Source organism: Brevibacillus parabrevis (assembly GCF_022701015.1).
GTDB lineage: Bacteria > Bacillota > Bacilli > Brevibacillales > Brevibacillaceae > Brevibacillus > Brevibacillus parabrevis.
In genome coordinates this window covers 3,665,282-3,683,243 of the sequence record NZ_CP064090.1, presented here as the reverse complement: position 1 = coordinate 3,683,243, position 17,962 = coordinate 3,665,282, and the positions used below count along the sequence as shown (strand labels likewise).

Annotated in this window: 3 protein-coding genes; all 3 read right to left on the bottom strand. The window is 54.4% G+C overall.

Annotated elements, in window-relative coordinates:
* Positions 1–17: 17 nt before the first annotated feature.
* Genes IRJ17_RS17620 through IRJ17_RS17610 form a run of 3 tightly spaced genes read right to left on the bottom strand, consistent with a single transcriptional unit; the run spans position 18 to position 17,729 of the window.
* Entirely contained in the window at positions 18–2,168 is a 2,151-nt protein-coding gene (locus IRJ17_RS17620; protein ID WP_122966423.1) for a Hint domain-containing protein, read from the bottom strand.
* Between the two features lie 48 nt (positions 2,169–2,216).
* Entirely contained in the window at positions 2,217–10,439 is an 8,223-nt protein-coding gene (locus IRJ17_RS17615; protein WP_242771264.1) for a Tc toxin subunit A-related protein, read from the bottom strand.
* A gap of 24 nt (positions 10,440–10,463) precedes the next feature.
* The gene (locus IRJ17_RS17610) at positions 10,464–17,729 is read right to left on the bottom strand and encodes a SpvB/TcaC N-terminal domain-containing protein (RefSeq protein WP_242771261.1); all 7,266 of its coding nucleotides are present in this window, start codon (positions 17,727–17,729) and stop codon (positions 10,464–10,466) included.
* Positions 17,730–17,962: the final 233 nt, after the last annotated feature.

Genomic DNA, 17,962 nt, shown 5'->3' with positions numbered 1-17,962 from the left:
TCATTCTCGATGCCGGGTTAAGCCAAAGTGAATGTCGCCGTTTTCTTGTCTGGGTTCAGCGTAGAGCCATTATCCGATTTGAGAATCCGTGGAACCGTAATCGTGTACTCCACCTCTTTTTGCAAGGAAGCGGAGATCAGCAGTGTGTTTGTATCCTCGCCCAAACGGACGAATTTCACTTTGGCTTCCGGGCTGATCAAAAACGCCTTCGGATCGAATGCCGTTCCGGTAGACAGCGGCAAGTTGAACGTAACGGAAACCGTCGACGTCGCATGCAGCAAAATGTAGCGGACTTCTTCCGTCAACAATCGTTTCAAACCTTCCGACTGCTCGCTGAACAAAGCGGACAAATCCGTGTCGACCGATACTTCGGCTGTCAGCTCGCCCTCTTCGCTGAGCACCTTGGCCGCAACAAGCGACTGATACACCTCTTCGGCCATCTCCTCAGAGATGTCATCCGTAACGAAGTGACGCGGTGTCAAAACAGGCAGTACCGCAGTTGCCGCCGTGACTTCCAGTCCTTCGAGAACAGGGCCGCCTGCTTCTTCCGGCGGGAAATTCATCGTATTTCCGGCTGTGATGGAATCGATCCGCACTTCGCGGGTAGGCGCAAACGGATCTCCCTCGTATGCGTCATTTTCTTCATCGATGCTGTCGAGCACCAGCTCGGCGATTTGCTTGATTCCGCTCTCGAAAGTCGTCACGTACATATTGCCGAAGAAGACGTTGCGCAGCACGCTGGTGCTGTAGTAATCCGCCATCGCGACAGACGTGTAGCCCAGCTCGTCTTGCGGCTGGATTTTTTGCAGACGGGCGATCATGTGCGCGAGAATCGTAACGATTCCTTCCAGCCCAAACCCCTTGATTCTCGTCATTCCGCCTGTGATGACAACCACTTGTTTGCCGTACTGTTCGAAAGCATACGCGTTTGTTTCCATGCGGCCCACATCGTGATGGAAGACGATGTCCGGATAGAAGCCTTGGAACAGCTTCAAGGCATAGGAGACAGTCGCATAGCCGATGCCCACTTCCGAGAAGTCGTACTTCGGTGCATGATTGCCGACGTCTACTGCTTGCGCCTGGCTCAAATACGATGCCGCGTCATTCGGGATGACTGTCGTATGTTTGCCGTGTACATAAAACTTGCGGGTATGCGGAACGATTTTTTTCTCGTCATCGTCACCAGCCATGAGCAGGAAGCTCGTGTACTCGTCGCTCAACAGCTCTGTGTTCGTTTGCTCGTATTCTGGTTGGCCAATCGTTGGAAGCTCGTCGTGATCGTCCACGAAAAAGGCTTCTTTCAAGGCGGCCGCGTGAATTTGCAAGTTGAAATCGCCGGAAACGATACCTTCCGAGATCAGCAGGTGACCGCTGATTTCTCCGCTAAACTCCTTGTCTGTCGCGATGTGGTGGACGCCTCCGCGGTACTCTCCCAGGCTGACTTCGTTGATTTCCACAGGCACGCCTTCCGCGGAAACGAGGAAATCAACTCCCGGCACCAGTCGGTTCGCGCGTTTCAGCTTTCCGTTTGGCATCAAGAACAGATGGTCAGGCGTCACGATGATCGAGCCTGCGCCGCCGTGGCGGATGAATACCATCGTCGGCTGATAGCCGTCCGGCCCGGTTCCGCTGCTGAACGACACCGTTGCCGGAGTCCAGCTCAGATTCACACCGTCACCATGAGCCGTTACGTTTGCCGTCAGCACCTGATCGCCGATGCTGAACTGCTCGATTGCCTTGGAGCCTTCCGGGATGCCGATTTGTGTGCCGTACGCAAAGCACGAGCAGCAGCAATAGCACGTCAGCTGATACCAGCTATCTCCTTGCTTCGTGCAAGAACGTCCGCTTTTGGAGTTAAATTCTTTTGTCTCGATGTTCACGCACACGGACGCGTTGAACGGATACAAAAAGCTTGGCGGTTTGCAATCCGGCAACGGCTTGCCATTGATGTCCTTGCACTGGCACAAAGCGTGCTCCTGAGGAGTCTGGTTGACGTTCTCCGTGCAATGGCGGCCCTGGCAGGCGAGATAGTACGGATCGCCTTTTTTAAAGCCGTCGTTGTCCAAAGCATCTTGATTGACCTGTTTCCAATCGATCGTATCCATGTCCAAAACTTGTTTCGGAGCCAGTGATACCCGCAAATTTTCCAGACAATTTTCCCATGCCATCTGTTTGTTTCCTCCTTTTTCATCGCAAAAACATCTTGTTACGCTCGCTTACTTCGTTGCAAAAACATTGGACTGGTACGTAAAAATCACGACGATGCCGAGCAAGCTGTTTCGATCCACCTCCCTTTCTCCGCTCGCCGCATCGCTAGTAACAAGGCCATCCGGCAGCTCAGCGAGGTGGAATTGAAGTTGGGCAGAAGACGCCGACAGCGGAACATCGGACAGATCGACTGAACCGTAATTGTTCGCGATTGGAATCGGCTTCGCAGCTTCGTCGCCGATTTGCAATTGCAAGAAATGCGTCGAACTATCCTTGTCCGCGATCAGCTTGCCGTCTGGCGTTTGCAAAAAGACAGCCGCCGATAAAAAGCGCACATCTTTCAAGTTCGGCAAAATAACGGCATCGGCGAGCGCAAAACGGATGCTCTTGACGCCCGCTTGCGGCGGACTTGTCCAAAAACGCGACCAGTCACCCGGGAAAGCTTGCTTCAAATCGATAATCTTGGCTGGCGTATACGGGTAAGGCGGCTGTTGGCTCGCAAGCATGCTCTTCACCTGGTTGGCAAAGTCTTGACCGCCGTCCTTGGCTGTGTATTGGATTTTCAGCAAAATGTCGGAAATGCTGCCGAAATCAATCCGGTTCGTCTCGGGCGGCAAGCTCAGCGTCCAGTTGGATACGGCTCCGGTGCCTTCGAAAGGCAAGTACCGCTCATCCCGCCAGTCAAGCATGAACAAGCCTGGATCGTTCATCCCCCGCGACAGGGCGATTCGCTGGTAAGGCGACGTGCCGAAAATAAGCGAGCCGTCGGTTGGCGCAGGCTGGTTCGGATCGATCAAGTGCTGGACGGCACCTGGCTTCGCATCGCGGACAATTTGGTAGCTGTTTTGAGTCAAAGTGGCGTTCACATTTTGGTACGGACCGACAATCGCCGGAATCGTCACGGAAATCGATTTGATTTTGCGGCTGTAGTGGCCGGGGAAGTCGAAATCAAACAGCTTTTCCGACAGCGTAAAAGTCAGCTCGCCTTTCTTGCCGCCTTTCGAGCCATCCTTGAAGGCCAAAAACGCTTCCGGATCGAGATGGAGCAACGAAATCGTCTTTTCGATCTCGTAATCGCGCGAGTTTTGCTCCATATACGCCTTTTCCATTTGCGCAAGCGAGAGCTGCAAGCCTTCGCCTGCGGTCAAGCCCCGGTGCAGGCTGTCCCAATAATCAAACTGCAAAAACTGGTCGTTGCGATTCAATTCGTACTGGAACGACTTTTGGGCAGAGATCGCCATATCGAGCGCGATGCGATACGTTTGGAAATAGACCGAGGACAGGCGTCCCACCATCCATTGGTACAGCTCTTCGTTGGTGAATTTCGCCTTCAAGTAATCCTCGTAATCTTTGGCCTGCTCGATCCCTTTTTGGTGGATCTCCAGTTCCCGGCGGAGCATGTCCTGGCGAATTTTCGAGCCTGCGATTTGCTTGTCCATCTGGGCGATTTCGTAGGATGCCACATCGCGCTGCAACGCCCACTCTTCCCTGCGCCGCATGTATTGCGCGCCCGTGCTCATCAAGCCTGCCATATGGTCGAGAATTTGCGCCGTTCCGTCCGCCACTTGCGCCCCCGCATTGATCGCATCCCCAAACTGCATGTTGCCGTTCGCCAGTCCGAAAATTTTCGGAGCGAGGAAGCCGGGAATACTCAAGCCTTTCAGGGCAACTCCGGCGATTTGCTGGTAAATCGCTGTGCTGCGCAGTGTCAGGTCGGTTACTTCCAGGGCGTTCAGGTTTTCATTAAACAGTCGCGAGTAATGATCGAACCGGGTTTTCGCTCCTTCTTTGCTCTGTTCAAGCGAAGCGATGATTTCGCCCAGCTCCTCGATCTGCTTCTCTTTGATCATCGTGGTCAGATTGAGCAGTTGCTTTTCCTGGGCAGAGCGCAACAGCGCGAGCGATTCGGCGTCTTTTTTCTCCAGCGTCGACAGCAAGGTACTCCCCAGCTGAATCAGCGTGGAAGTCATGCTTTTCGCTCTCTCTAGCAGATAGCTGAAGCGGTAAAACGGAATTTCCGCCCGGGACTGCGTCAAAGCGCTGAGCACATCCTGTCCGGCACTGGCCGCACGCACGAGCTGCATCGGATCAAGCGGCGGTTCAAACAGGGCGAGCGGCTGCGGAATGCCTTGCAGATTAAGCCCGTGGCGAATTTTGTACAAACGATCCTCCACCAAGTCCCAATACCCGCTGAATTGTTTGTTTTCCGGCACGCAGAAATACGTGTCCAGCGCATTGATCGGCGCAAAAGCAAACAGCGAATCCGTCTTGTCCTGATCGTGCTCCAGCTCAATCAAAAACTGCGGAATGTTTTCCTGGTAACGACTGTAGATTTCCGCAAAGGTAAGCGGCGCGGCATCCGGGCATTTCCCGAGATTTTGCGGTCTTTCTCCGAGCAGGTTGTAGGCGTACACGTAATGCATCGTAGCTGCAATGATCGATTCCCACGTGTACTGGGCAAACTGCGAGTCTCCCCACTGCAACAAGTTGTCGATGTATTGCATGACCACCGCTTTTTCATAGGCGCCGTTGCGCAGTCGGGCAATCGCATGCGGATCAAACGGATCATCATTGTACGCCTTGATTTCGTTCGGATTGCCAAGCTGCTCGCGCAAAGCTTCCAGCGTGCGGTTGCGGAACGGCTGGAACTGCCAGAAGCGGGCGACGAGACTGCTTAGCTGATGGTTGCACAAGATGTTTTTGACCGTCGTCACCTGGCTGTCTTTTAAAAACGGCAAAATTTTGGCGAGATTGGTCTTGCGGTTGTACGTCGCACTGACTTGCCCATCTGCCGTAATGATTTTTTGATCGACTAACACCCGGTAAATGCGCTGCGAATCGCGCAATCCCAACGTAGAGCTTTGGAACGAGTCGGTTTGCAGCGGCTGCACGGGAACGGTCGGATTGAAAATGAATTGATACCATTTCGCCGCTTCCTGGAACTGCTGGTTCGTCTTCAGCAAATTGGCGATGTACAAAGGTGCGTGGAAGAACAGCTCCCAATAATACGGACCGTATGCCCCGGAAAAGTCCACTTGCGCGCCGTCGAGCGCTTCCGGTGCCGCGACCCAGCTTTCCGAAAACTGGAAGCGTTCAAAAGGCAGCTCTTGCTCCAGCGGAATTTGCTGGGAAGACAGACTCAACAAGGCGTCGACTCCTCCCGTAAACAGCCTGCTGCTCAACCGATGCACGGCAGCTGTCGTCAGGCGGATCGCTTCGAACCGGAAGCGGTATATGCCGCCGATAGCCGGATCGGTATTGAGATACCCGACCGTCGTCGGAAAAGAACGCTGATACAGCGTATCGACCACATAGCGGGTTTTTTTGTCCGGATTGAGCTGGCCTTGAAAAATATCTGCGACGCTCTCTTCCAGCTCGTAAAAATCCGTATCGGCATCCAGGCGGCCTGTCTTGTCCAAATACCCGGCGGCGATCAGCTGCTGGAAAATCAGCTCTGAACCGCTTTGCTGGATATCGATGGGAGCGGCGGCGATGAAGTCGTCTTTGCTGAAAACCGGGCGGTGCATCAGGATGTTGCGCACGGCGTACATCTGATCTTCAATAGCCAATTGCGTCTGCAAAAATTCGGTCAAGTCCTCAAGCTCTGTCTGTTCATCCAGGCGACCGCGCGCATCCAGGAAACCGGATGTAATCAATGCTTGATAGATCGCTTGTGCCCCTGTTTTCTCAATGCCCACTGCTGCCGAGACAAAGGAATCAGGCGTAAACAGCGTATCGTTGTTCAAGAGAGAGCGATTGATGGCACTCGTTTGCTGCTCGCCGTCCAACAGCAGGATAAATTCTTTGTCTCCGCGGAACACAAAGGCAGACGGGTGATTTTTGACCGGGAACAAGCCGTAATCTTTGTTGCGCATCGCGGTAGACAGCCATGGCGTGCCCACTGCCCTGCCGACGACTTTGATGCAAGCCGACAGCTTGTCTTCTTTGCCAGGCTGCCCGTCCAGTATTTGCTCCAGTGACGAAGCGACGTCATCAAACGGAATCGACAGATCGATCGAGCCGTCTTTTGTCACGTAGCCCTCTGCCACCAACTGGTTGAAAATCGCGGTGGAGCCTGCGCTTTCAATACCGACCTCGCTGGACACGAACGAGTTTGCCGTCAGGCGCACAGGACGAAGCACAGGCGAAGGAACGGTTATTTGCTCGGCCAAATCGTTGTCATACACAAGCTGGTTTGTCTGGATCAGATTGAGCCGTCCCGCGCTGCGATCAATTTCGGTCCGCACTTGTGGCGTGCTTTGGTCCGAATCTTTGGCAAACAGCAGGAACTCGTTCGGATTGGCCAAAAAGCCGACCTGCAAGTCGTCGTTGATCACGATCGGCTTCTGCAACGGAAGCAAGCCGTCGTAAGAGAGCGATTTTGCCTGAGAGAAGTAGCGCAGCGTCTGGTACAGTTCACTCTCAAACTGCTGGGTCGTTTCATCGGAACGGTCAGGTGCATCGACCTTGTTCAGAGCTGGGCTGGCTTCCAAATCGAGCATCGGCCCGTAAAGCAGAATGACTTTTTCAAACGAATTTGTCCCTGCGCCCGGTACCCAGAACTGATCCTTCTGAATCGTGAGCGGGTACACTTTTTGCCAGGCGATCTGGTTGGGCGCAAACAACGAGCCGGGCAGCAAGCTCTCATACTTTTTCTGATAGGCGCTGCCTTCTACGTTGATGATGATGTCGTCGGCGAGCGTCTGGGGTTGGACCCATTTGCCGCTGAAGTTGTAAAAGCTGTACTTGATTGCGGCTTTTGTCGCTTTTTTCGCCGATTCATTGCCGTTGTTTTTGTCAAACTTCTTTTGCTCGACCCAAAAGACGAACAGTCGGTTGAACGCGTGGACGAGCGTGACCGTCTCTGCGCTGATCGTGACGTCCATCTCCTGCCACTCTGACCAGGTCGTATCCTGATTGCGAATAAGGTAGTAATACTTGTACGGCTGCGTTTCGGTTCGCGCCACGAGGAACAGTTGGTTCGACTCGGTCTTGTCTGCCCCGACGATATGTCCGTAATACGCATCGACGTACTTCAGCTTGGCCAGTTCGGCAAACCGATCCAAGTATTTCGTAAAAGCCTGCTCGACGGTTTGCGCGTTCACTTCGCCCTGCTTGAGCGTATTTTCCAGCTCTTCAAACAGGCTCGTTTTGCTTTTGCGATAAGCCGGATCGAGGTAATTTTCGGGATAGAGGAAAATTTTGCGGTTCGCTTCCCATGTCCGATAGTTCAGCAGCCACTCCCACCACGGGTCGGGGATGTTCCAGTGGACAATGCCCGGCTCCAGCAGCTCGCGGCAACGACTCAAATACAGTTGCGCTGCATTCAGCGCCTCTTTGATGTAGGAGATGCGTGTCGTCCCACCCATCTCCACGTCGATCAGCAAATACTCGTACAGCCTGCGCGAATTGGTAATCCAGGCACGCTCCGGCGTTTTCGGAAGCTCCACCAATGCCGTTGCGATCAGCACGGTGCGTTTCTGCTCCTGGATTTCCCCGTCGATCTGGGCGAAGCATTCGTCCCAGTTGGCAACCGCCAGTCGCGCTCGCACCAGCGCAAGCAGGTCATCTGCTGTCTTTTCATAATCGTCCCATGCTTCGTCCACACCTTTTGTGCAAACACTTTGCAGGTGCAAAAGAAACTCAGGGTCTGCGCCTGTTGCTCCCAAAAGGTCGATGGCGCGGCTCGTTGCTACCAATTGGTCAACCCGGTTGCCTGCCGCAGCAAACAAACCGAGAAGGCGGGAAATCTGTCCCAACGGCCGTCCCGTCAGATCAGCCAGCGCGCTTGCCCGTTGTTCATCACTCGCAGCGCTCATGAAGGCAAACAGATTGCCAGTCGTATCCGCAAAGCTTGCTCGAAGCTCTTTCCATCTGCCCAGATCGAGTATGTTTTTCAGCGTTAATGCGCTGACATCGGCAATGCCATACGCCGCTTTGGCGTCACCGAGATTGTCCAGCTCGTCGTTGGTCAGTCGCAGTTTTCGCGTCAGCAACAGCCAGCGAGACAGCAGCTGCAACAGTTGCACAGCTTCCTTTTTGTTTTTCTCGCTCAGGAAAAGATCGGCTACCTCTTGGCGCCCGGCCAGATGCAGCAAGTGATCGATCTGCTCCGTTCGCGCACCGAGGAAAGAAGCGATTTGCTGCCTGATTTTTTCTTCCTGCTCTTTCTTTTGCTGGTCGGCATCTTCCGCCGTGCTCGCCGTCAGAGCAGGCAGATTTTTCAGCCACGGGTCGACATCTTTGTCCTGATACGCAACTTGCACAAACGGGCTTGTGACCCCGTTCATAACGTAGTCCAGCTCGTACACTTGCAGATTCATCCGGCGCAGCTGGTTGGCTTGACCAAGCAAATCAGAAATTTGTGCGGCTGATTGCCGTTCCGCGAAAGAAGTGCCTGTCAGCTGGCGGAACTTGATGTACTGGGCTACAGGCAGCTTCAGCAGCGCCGCGAGCTTGACGTGCTGGTACAGCTTGGACAGATTGGCGACGGTCAGGCTTACTTCCGCGCTTGCTCCAAACAAAGCTTCTGCCAGTGCGCTGAGATCGTCCTGCTGAAGCCCCAAACCGCCCGCAATCCGCCCCGCCTGCTTGCGATTTGCTTCGTCCGTCGCCCCGATTTTCCATACCGCTGCGTCTTGTTTGTACAGTTGGTTCCAGCGATAGTTTTCACTGCCTGCATCTTTTGGATGGTAGACGCTCATTCCGCTCCCGTTGTAAACCTGATCAAATAAAGCATCGCCGTATGTCTTCAAGTCGTAGAGCAGAGCGCATGCTGCCAGGACAGACAAGCCCGTGTCTCTGCTCAGCTTCTCGATGGCAGCGATCCCGATCAAGGCCGCCTCATCGAGCGCCACCGTATCCGGGTTGAGCACATGCAAAACCCAATCCAGCTCAGCGTAGCTCCACCCCAGCTTGCGTGTCAGGCGCAAAAAGCGATGAATGCGGTCCAGCGCCTTTGGAACGAGGTTTTGCAGTTGCGAGGAATCTTCGGCGAGCACCAGGGCAACAGGTGCTGCGAGATCGCGGTTAATAAAAAAGTTATTGGCAATCCCGGCTTTCTGTTCGTCTGCCGAGAGGTCTTGTTCCAGCAACTGCCGCAGGTCGGTCACTTTCAATCCGGTCTTTTTGCAAAAAACCGAAGCGTCTGTCAACTGAGCCAAATCGCTGACACCAAAGTACGTCTGGAGCTTTTGCACGTCGCTTTCGCTTGTAGCAATCAGCTGCCACTCTTCTGGCGACAAGCCCAGCGTATGGGCTGCGACATCTTTTGGCTGGGAAGGCAAAGTGCGATACACAGCTTCCAGTTGAACGGACAATCGCTGCAAGTAAATCCGGATTTTCGCCAGCGGCAAATGGAAAGGCAGCGCGGACGGATAGCTCGCCTTCGCCAGTGACGGGTACAGTTTGTCCTGACCTCCCCACGCCTCTTGTACCGCTTCCTCCAGACGCTCGTTGACGATCGTCAAGTACGGCATCGTCTTGTTCGTGTTCTCGCACGTCAGCTCGATCTTTGCCAAATCGGCTCGACGTTCCAGCAGGGACATCCCCTTGTCGATCTCTTTTGCATTCGGCTTGGTCACGTACTGTTCGATCACCCGCATCAAATCGACGAAGTAGGCGGCAGGCCCAAAAATCGATTGGCAATCCTGGCACTCGCAATAGTTCAAGCTGCCGAACAGCTCGTCGTAACTCGGCAGGGAGGTGTAATGGTCCAAAATATCGGGAGAGGTCGCGTTCACGGAAAGCGCTTGATAGTGCGGCGCTTGCAACTGAACCAGATTCGCCCACACGTGCATCGTCTGATTGCGGATATGCGCCGCGTTATCGTAGATTTCTCCCGCTTTTTGCGGGCCGGACTCGCCCAGTTGCGGCCCGACTTTGGCGAGAAAATGCTCCCGGCTGAGCGAAGTGATCTTGTGCGCAGAATCAAATCGCTCGGAGCGGGCCGAAGCAGCCGCGGCGCTTTTTAGCAGGACGGGTGGCGGCGCATCCGTGACATCTGTTTGCAGCAACAGTTTCGCCACCTGTGGATCTGGGTAAATTTGCAGCAGCCGCTGATAGGCACGGAGTTCCGGAATGGCTTCCTGCCGGTCGATCCCCTCCCAGTTCAGCTGCGCGACAGCCTCTTCTTTATGAAAGGGAAAAGTCGCTACGTGTATATCCGGGTTTTGTGCAAAAAAGCGTGCGAGAGAAGGACTGTCAATGGGGGAAAACGATTGGTCATTCATACGATTCTCCTCATTCCCTGTTTTTTAATTCTTCGGAATAGCCCGCAACGACCAGACCACATCCAGACGTTCCTCATCGGTCATCGTGCTGTTCGGATCGCTTGCCTCCGTCACCTTCTCGATATAGCTCAAGGCGAAGGAAGTTTGTTCTTTGGTGCCGCTTCCTTTATTCAAATCAACGCCCGTCGATACTTTGGTCTCATGCAAGATTCTGCTCAGTTGAATCACATCTGTCGCTTCGTCAATCCGCTTGTGCACGAACTTGCGCACCGAATCGGCATAGTCCTTGATTGGCGTGCCGCCGTCGCTGAGCTTGAAGCCCGTCTTCATGATCGTTTTCACTTCGTCCAAAGTCGGGATGGACTCCGAAAAAGCTTTCCCCAGTCTTTCCTCTACGAGAAGCGCCTGTTCCCGCACTTTTTCGATCGCCTGGTTTTCGTGAGCGTTTTCTGGATTCAGGTTGCCTGGCGTACTGTTCAGCTTGGTTAAACCAAAAGTCAAATGCTTCTCCACTGGTGCGGATTCCTTGGGAGCGCGGGTGATTTTATATTTTTGATAGCGTTTCATCTGCCACTTGATGAACTTCTCTTTCCCTGCATTTTTGATCACCAGGTTGATGATGCGCTCGTAGGACGGTCTGATCACATCGTCGTAGCCAATGACGTGGCGGCGATCCTGTTCCTTTTTCAGCTTGATCTTTTTCCCCGCCGAGTCGAAATCGGGCCGCCCGGAAAAGCGGAAGTATTTGTCGGTGTCCCGTTTGACCGAAAGCTTTTTCTTTTTCGGTTTCGATTTGCCGCCGTTTGCATTCTTTTTGGCCTGTTTGATCGACACGTAGCCCCCTGCATCGCGGAAGACCAACGGGTTGTTTTGGGCGAATACGAACAAATTCAAGCCGTCGACTTCCCCCGCCGGATCGGGATTGATCCACCTGCCCAGCCACGGCGCAAAGTAGCGGGCGCCGTAGTAATAAAAGCCAGTGAGCGAATCTCTTTCTTTTCCGCCGTAGCGATACAGCTTCCGCTTTACTTCTTGCAGGCTGGTGCCTGCGATGAGTGACGTGCCGCCGTACGGGTAATATTCTTCCAGGCTGATGATTTTGCCGGATGCATCCGTCTCCAGCACGGCCGAGCCTAAATGATTTTCCAGTTGGAAGCGGATTTGCGGATTGCTGGTCACGTCGGATGGAAGACCTTCTGTCCAGGAGAGGCAGACAGCGATGCAATGCTGCCCGTCCATGATTTTTTGCGTGTGCTTTTCCTCTTTGAGCTGGCTTCCTTGCAGCGTGCGCCTGATTTCAAAAGTTCCCATGTATATCGTTTCTTCTCTGTGCACGACTGTGTTGTTGTTCGCATAGCGCTCCGTCACTTTGCGAATGCGGGTTCCGCCGCTGTCATACACGTAATACTCGCTGTCCGAAAAGCCGGATTCCCGCGCGATGACCGTCACCTGGCGAATGTTGTTCCGTTCGTTCCAGGCGATCTCGTCGATCCCGACCATGCGGATGGCATTGCCGTTTCGGTCGAAAAAGTCATCGATTTGCTCGGCTGTCAGCGGAAGCCCAGTCGCACTGGCGGACAACAGTTCGGTTTCGACTGCCCGATTGGAGCGTTCCGAAACGGTCATTTGCCGTGTCCACGAGCCGGAATCAGTCCCGGTCAGATGCTTGGTCAAGAACAAGTTTCCGGCAGCGTCGTACGTGAAGCGGCGAGTGTAGTTGCGCAATTGCTGCTGGTCGTTAAGCGGTACGTTTGACAGCGGGACAAAGCCGCTATCGACAAAAGACCCGGCAGACTCCGCTTGCGGCGACATGCCCGGATGCTCACGGCCTGTCCCTTCGATCAAGCGGTAGAGAGCATCGTACGTGTAGACAGACTGCGGTTTTACCACTTGCTGATTGGCAAAAACAGTGGACAGCGCCTGATCCGTTACGCATGCGATATTGCCAACGGGATCATACGTGTAGACAATGTCCTGCATCAGCTTGCGGTCCGCCTGCCGCGTGCTGATCGCGCGAAGCAAGCGGAATGTCGCAGGCTCGTACTCGTATTTGGTCACTACATCGTTTCCATATTGAATGCGGGTGCGCTGGCCTTTTGCGTCGTAGGAAATGCCTGCCACATACGGCTCGGCTGGCGATTCTGGAGTTTGTTTGACCAGCAGCTTGTCCAACAGCCCCGACAAATGGTATTCGTATTGCTGCGCAAGCCCGTTGGGAGCGGTAGCGACAGTCAAACGCGCCAACGCATCGTACTCGTAGGAAGTCGTGTACACCGTTGGTTCCAAAAGCGTGCTCGGCTCCTGCCCGCTTCCCCAGTCGGTCTGCTCGCGATAGCTGGTGCACAGCTGTCTGCTTGCCCGAAGCATGGAGCCACCCAGATCGTACGCGTGATGCGTAACCAATCCTGCCTGGTCGTACTGCTGGTAAATTTGCCCGCGCAGGTTGAACTTCGCCGGATCTTCCCCTGCTAAAGCCTGCTGGGCTGCTGGGCTGTCTCCGTACACGATCCGTTCCAGGACAAAAGACTTCCCTTCATCCTGGCGAATCGTTTCGCTCAGCCGCCCTAGCGCATCGTATTTGTAGCGCAAAAGCTGATTGTTCGCATCTCGCGTCAAAATGACGTACCCGAACATGTTTGAAAGCTGCCAGCGTTCCCCGGCGTCTGCGCTCTTTTTGTACAAAATGTTGCCCACCAGATCGTATTGCGTGAAAAAGTTGCGCTCGCCGGACTTGGCCAGGCGCGGGTCAGCGCCGCTGATCTGGTTCCCCCGGACGTCCCATTCGTAGCAAGCCGCAAGCTCTGCGCCTGCCTTTTGAACGGACGACAGCTTGCTGATCACAGCCGCTTCCTGTGAAGCGTATGGAGCGCTGAGTCCGAGGGTGAAGCCTGCCCGCGCAGGTTGGAACAAATAAGTCAAAGCCCCGCGAAAATCGACGAATTGCTTTGTTTGCAGCTCCTGGAACAATTCTTTTGCCTGACTGATCGACAAGCCCAGCGCAGTAAAATCGTCAGGAGCAACTATTCCTTCTGTTTTTTGAATCAAGCGGATCGTTTTGCCGTCGCAGTTGAGCTGTTTTTCGACTGGAGTCCCGGCGAACAGGCTTGCTTTTTGCAGCGCCAGCCTGTCCTGTTGAAAAGCAGGGTCCTCGTCGTCCACATGCTGTTGGTAATAGCGGGATTCGAGGATCGTATCGTTTTCGTCTTCGTGCCATTCGGACCACGCGGTAAAGCGAACCCGCGTAAAAAAGCCTTTGGCCGTATCGACCCGGATGACGCGCCCGAGCGGATCGTAGGTGAGCGTGGAAGAAACTCCGAACGTCCGCAGCACCGGATCGTCGACGTAGACGTACGAGGACGAATAGTAAGGCTCGTACTCTTTTACCGGCTTGCCCTTGTTGTTGTAGAGAGTACGTCCCGTCGCCAGCCATCGCGGCTCTACCGGGTCAGGCAAAAGTTTTCCGTCCGGGCCGTACGCCGCTCCCGGCTCGACCTTCACCATCTGCTGGTGCTCGCGGCCAAATCCGTCGAGGTACGTCAACTGGGTAAAAGCAGGTCGAGATTCGCTCGATGCATAATCTTGCGCGTTGAGCTGGATCGAAACGATCGGTTGTTTGCGCTCTGCCCAGGCGAAGTCGTCGTAGGCAAAGTAGCACGCCGCTCCCTGCACATAAAAGCGACCGCCATCAGGGCTGTGCAAAAGGCGATCCAGATCGGGACGTCCGCGCTCCACATAGGCGGACAGCGGCTGGAAGCCTGTCGCCACTCCCCCTTCTGTCCCGTAGTACGACATCGCGATCACACGTCCGAACGGGTCGAACAACACTTCTGTGCAGTTGCCGTTTGGATCGAGGACTTGCGCAGGCTTCATCGTCTGATAATCCAGCTTTTGCACGCTCGTCGCATTTCCGAGCGCATCTGTCGTCTGCTCGATGAACAAGTAGGACGAGTCGTAGCGATATGTCGTCCGATTGCCGAACGGGTCTACGGCGAATTGCGGCAAATAAAATCCTGCCGCCCCCAAATGAACTTCCAGCAAGCCGGGATTCCACCAAAAATCACCGTCCGGGAAAAAGCCGCCTTCCTGTTGCAGCAACTCGTTCAGTTGCGACGCTGGCAGTACCTCGGCAAATCGCTCCACGATCTGCTGTTCCGTTACAACGGCTGTCTCTGTTTGGCAAAGCAGTTTTTGCGCGGATACTTCCCCCAGCGGATAGCGTTCCTGGCGAATCGGGTCCCAGTAATAATGCCGTTCCCATCCGATGAGCGGCGTAGCCTCAGACGGACGAATGGAGGCAATCGCGCTGAGCAGCTCGTTTTTGGCAACATAGGGCCGCTCTTGGGAGAGCGTCACATTTTTCAGGTGGAACACTTTATGCTCGACGGGAACTCCCGGCAGGTACACGTTTTGTCCGATGCTGTTTAGCACCGTCGCTTCCTCGTACACGACTTTTCCCGTCAATTGCTCGGGAAAAGTGTGGGCGCCCTGTCTTCGTCCATACGAAACCGCGCACGACTTGAGGACATTTCCATACGCATCGACTTCCAGAACGAAGCTGTGCTCGATGCGCGGATCGACACACTTGCGCTCGTAATGGTACGAGATCGATTCTTGCGGTTCGATCGCAAACACGCCATACTCGCTTCGCTCGGGCAATTGAAGCAAACGGATGCAGTAGTTCATCTCCTCCACGGTGTACGGCGCAGCCGGGTCCTGATCGTCAAAGGCGACCGCAGCAGCAGGCGCGTACACTTCCCTGCGCAGAAGCTGGCCTTTCAACGAGCGGCTGGCTTGCCGGAATGTCTCGCCATCAATCACATCGCGAGGGGGCTGTCCTGCTGCTGTCGCCTGTACGAGTGTGCTGTCCGGAAGCGGATAAGCTTGCAGGTCGCCCTGGTAGTATTCGCGGGCAAACTGCCGGGACAATTCGCCGGATTCGGCAACCGCTCCCGTGTGATACCAGCTTTTGCTCCAGACAGGGGGCACATCCGTTGGTTCCGCCTCTGCCGAAAGTGTCTCGGCGTCTGTCCGTTCCACCATGCCAAAGCCGCGAAACTCCCGCTCCACGCTGTCGTAGTAGCCGTGGTGATAGGCGTACCGCGTGCACATCGTCGCCTGGGATATCCAGTCGATGCTCTCCACCTTCTCGACGACCTGAACGGGAAAAGGCAAATGCTGCTGCCAGAAAAACTCATTCTCTTTGTCTTTCATGTAAAAATAAGTGGAGGAGCGGTAGGAAATGCGCGTCTCTGCTCCGCACTGGTTTTCAATGCGGGTCAAAAGGTACGGCTTTTGGCGAGAGCAAAAATCGTAGCACCAGTGTCTGGTCGTGGGGTATTCTTCGCTGAAAACGAGCGAAGTCGTGCCGTTTCCATGCACATCTGCAAACTGTAGCTGATTGATTCTGTCCCAGCTGGCTGGCAACGGGACACTGAACGGTTCGCGAAAGGAATGGCCGCTCTGGTTCAAGTAAACTTCGATGCGATCGGGATAGGCGTAGATCAAATCCGCTGTACCAGAACCGTCCACATCGACGAGAAACAACCGGGATTCGTCCAGTCCGTCGGCAAAATACGGAGCATTTTCCATGCTTACAGGCTCACCGAAGCGTCCGTAGCCCAAATTCGGCCAGCATTGGACACTGCCGTTGGCAACCTTGACAAGATGCTGCATCCCGCTGCCGAACATGTCGGCAAACTTGACTGCCTCTGTCTTCGTTTCCTGTCGGGGCAGAGGCAAATCGCTTCTTCGCCATACACGCACCGGCTCGCCAAAGCCTTCCGCTCCCTTGCTCGGGTAGTACGTAATCGTCTCCTGATCGATGTGCACCAAGTCAGCCAGTCCGTCTCCGGTCAAATCAACGAGCGCGTGTCCATCCTGAAAAAAAGCGTTCGTAAACGAAGCAAACGGCTTCCATGGACGCCACGTTTTGCTTGGCCCGCTGGCAAAGTACCCCGCTTCCGAAAGTGTCGCAACGACCAGTGCCAACTCCCCGTTTCCAGCCAAATCCATCAGCTGCTGACTGGACGACGGTACATGATTCGCCGCAGGGAAAGTCGGCAGTTCTTTCGGACGCGCATACGCGACGATATCGCTTCCCTGTTCGTCCTGCGCCAATATCGGCTCCAGATAGAGGGCGGAAACCTCATCCTGATACAAAATACCGGGGATTCCTTCGCCGTACAGATCGATCAGCTCTGCGGAAGAATCGTGTCCCATTGCGGGAAGAGCAGCCAGGTCGAGCGCGCGCAGCGGCTGGAACGTTTGCGCTGTCGGCTCAAAGCGGGAATAGTTCAACAGAAGCGGCGGCAAGCTTTCTTGCGCATACTCGCCATTCGCCCAGCGAAAACCTGTCAGCTCGACACTGGACAACAGCGATACAGTCGATGCTTGCTCATACGAAAAGGTGTAGGATTGAACGGGAAGCGGATTGCGGTCCAAGGCTTCGAAATGATGGAACAGCCACATTTTGCGGCACAGGCGGCTTGTCCGAACTTCAAATCCGGCGTGGTACTGGGAAAAGGAATCGCTTCGGTACGCAACGGGCGGTCTGTTTGCAAACGAAGTCAGAGGGCGTGCATCTGCGGAAGAGCTGTAGTCAAAGACAACTTCGAAATGATAGGCGTCAGGGAGCGACTCCCCTTCCTGATAAGGGACTTTGTTTCCGTAACGTATGCGGCTGATATACTTGTTGGCTGATGGGATACGTTTCTCGTCTTGGTGCGCGGGGGTTTTGGAGGAGACGATGTCGGACTCGTAGTCATAGGAAATGTGGTTGCCTTTTGGGTCGAATGCTTCTTCCAGCAGCCACTGGTAAATGCGGGCAGGATCATCGGGATCACTGATTCTTGCTTGTTCAGTTTTTCCAAACAGCTGGACGAACTGTTCGCGATCGGTCACTCGCCAATGCGTGCTTCCTGTCGCTATATTTACCCAGCGCTCGATTTTGTCATAGGCGTCGACCACGCGGGGGCGGTACTTCGTAACTTGATACGTGTCTTCTCCTGCGCGGACCGTGTGCCGCTCGCCTTGTTCAGGCTGGCGAACCAGGTCATCTGCATGGGAGAGCTGAAAAATGTCTGAATCGTCATAGCGCGGGATGCCTTTTGCTGTCTTTCGTGATATTGTGGGGAGGGAAAGATGGAAACCGAGGCCAAAAATGCCGTTGCCTTCCCCTGAACTGTAGGAAAGATGCAGTTCGGGCGAACAATCCCGGCTGGGAGTAAGCCTGAGCGGGATGCTGAACGAAAAGGTTCCGGTAAACTCATTTTGCTGAAATTTTTCGCCCATTCCCGAAATGGCGCCTCCCCCTTTCGGAAGCGATATTTGATTCGTTTTGATGGTGCTCGACATAGCTTGTATCGCGGCTGCACCGATTGGATGATGTGGTGGCGCCGCGCTCCCTTCCCGTCAGATTTGATTTTCGTCGAAACGAGGCAAAACCAACAGCGAATCGTGAGGAAAGTTTGTACGCAAAGTGTATTTTAGTCAAATTTTCCACAAATTTCAACATTCTTTTTTCC